This is a genomic window from Mesorhizobium sp. M7A.F.Ca.CA.001.08.2.1, from assembly GCF_003998455.1.
Lineage (GTDB): Bacteria > Pseudomonadota > Alphaproteobacteria > Rhizobiales > Rhizobiaceae > Mesorhizobium > Mesorhizobium ciceri.
Genome location: NZ_RZPW01001016.1, coordinates 1 through 1791, shown reverse-complemented (window position 1 = coordinate 1791; position 1791 = coordinate 1). Strand labels below are relative to the sequence as shown.

The 1791-nt window shown below is 63.0% G+C and carries 4 protein-coding genes; 3 read left to right on the top strand and 1 reads right to left on the bottom strand.

The annotated features are described in order from the left end of the window. The first annotated feature begins 38 nt into the window (after positions 1-38). Entirely contained in the window at positions 39-362 is a 324-nt protein-coding gene (locus EN914_RS34195) for a low molecular weight protein tyrosine phosphatase family protein (RefSeq protein ID WP_024502182.1), read from the top strand. 25 nt (positions 363-387) lie between these two features. Continuing rightward, positions 388-825: an EamA family transporter gene (locus EN914_RS34190; RefSeq protein WP_013528627.1), complete on the top strand. Its 438-nt coding sequence runs from the start codon at positions 388-390 to the stop codon at positions 823-825. A gap of 73 nt (positions 826-898) precedes the next feature. Here the strand turns inward: EN914_RS34190 and EN914_RS34185 are convergent, their stop codons facing one another. Beyond that, on the bottom strand, positions 899-1087 hold the full coding sequence (locus EN914_RS34185) for a hypothetical protein (RefSeq protein ID WP_013528626.1): 189 nt from the start codon (positions 1085-1087) through the stop codon (positions 899-901). Positions 1088-1221: 134 nt separating this feature from the next. On the opposite strand from EN914_RS34185, the gene rsmI reads away from it, so the two are divergent. Then, positions 1222-1791, top strand: a 570-nt coding sequence (rsmI, locus tag EN914_RS34180; RefSeq protein WP_127389627.1) for a 16S rRNA (cytidine(1402)-2'-O)-methyltransferase, incomplete at its 3' end; no start/stop codon positions are given.

Sequence of the window (1791 nt, the reverse complement as noted above, 5' to 3'; positions counted from 1 at the left end):
TGCTCGACGCGGTGGTCGCCGATCTGGCGCGCTAACCCTTGAAGAACGTCCTTTTCGTCTGCAGCCAGAACCGCTTGCGCAGCCCGACCGCCGAACAGGTGTTTTCAACGCGCCGCGATATCGAGGTGGCCTCGGCCGGAACCAACCACGATGCCGACACGCCGCTGACGCATGAGCTGGTCGCTTGGGCCGACATCATCTTCGTCATGGAAAAGGCGCACCGCACCAAGCTGCAGAAGAAATTCAAGGCCAGCCTGAAGAAGGCGCGTGTGATCTGCCTCGACATACCTGACAATTATGAATTCATGGATCTGGAGTTGATTGGCCTTCTGAAGGCGCGCGTTTCGCGGTATCTCGGTTGAGACGTCATCCGCGAAGGCCACCTTGATGAACCTGACCGTATCCTCCTGGCAATTCTGGGCATTGCTCTCGGCTGCATTCGCTGCCCTGACGGCGATCTTCGCCAAGGTCGGCATCGAGAACATCAATTCCGATTTCGCCACCTTCATCCGCACGATCATCATCCTGATCGTGCTCGGTGCCATCCTGCTCGCCAGCGGCCAGTTCCAGTCGCCGGCTACGATCTCGGGAAAGACCTGGGCTTTCCTCGCCCTGTCCGGTCTGGCGACCGGCGCTTCATGGCTCTGCTATTTTCGCGCCCTGAAGATCGGCAATGCGGCGCAGGTGGCGCCGATCGACAAGCTAAGCGTCGTGCTTGTGGCGGTGTTTGGCGCGGCCTTTCTCGGCGAGCGGTTGTCCGGAGCGAACTGGCTTGGCGTCGCCCTTATCGCGGCGGGTGCTGTGCTGGTCGCCTATCGAGGGTAGTTGCGCGCCATGGCGTGCGTTCTTCGTTTCAAGACGGGTGATGAAGATATCGAAGCGATTGGGCATCGTCCGGTCAGTGCTCCGTCGTGCTGTCGGGTTTGTTGTCGGAAAGGCTGACGTTCGTCGGCAAGGTGCTGGCGACGCGCTCTTCGGTCAGGCTGTGCTCGGTCTTGGCAGACGGGCGCTTGTCCCTGGGGGTGGCAACGCGGTTGCGGCCGGCATAGTAGGGTTCGAAAGCGTCTTGTATCTTGAGGCTGTCCATCCTGTCCTCCTCCGGAATCAGGGGGCTAATCTGCCAACGCCGGTTTGGTTCCCCACTGTGGCAAAGGAAAGGCGAATTCCCTACATCGGCATCAGCTTTTGCAAGCCCGCGTCAGCCGTGCCAAACAGGGCTGAATGGAGAAGTCGTCAGTGACCGCAGAGACGGGCAGGCGCAGCTATGTGGTCGGGCAGACCGAGATCGCGGCCCGGCCGCTGGAGCCGGCGCTCTATCTGGTGGCGACGCCGATCGGCAATCTCGCCGACATCACGCTGCGCGCGCTGGAGACGCTGGCCGCCGCCGACATCGTCGCTTGCGAAGACACGCGGGTGTCGCGCGTGCTGCTCGACCGTTATGGCATCCGCCGCCGCACCACAGCCTATCATGAGCATAATGCCGGCGAGGCCGGGCCGAAGCTGATCGCGGCGCTGCAGGCCGGACAGAGCGTGGCGCTGATCTCCGATGCCGGCACGCCGCTGGTGTCCGATCCCGGCTACCGGCTGGTCGGCGAGGCGCTCGACCACGGCATTCGCGTCGTGCCTATCCCCGGCCCATCGGCGCCGCTCGCGGCGTTGACCGCATCCGGCCTGCCCTCCGATGCCTTCATGTTCGCCGGATTTTTACCGGTGAAGACCGGGCAGCGGCTGACGCGGCTGGAGGCACTGAAAGCCGTGCCGGCGACATTGATTTTCTTCGAATCGCCGCGC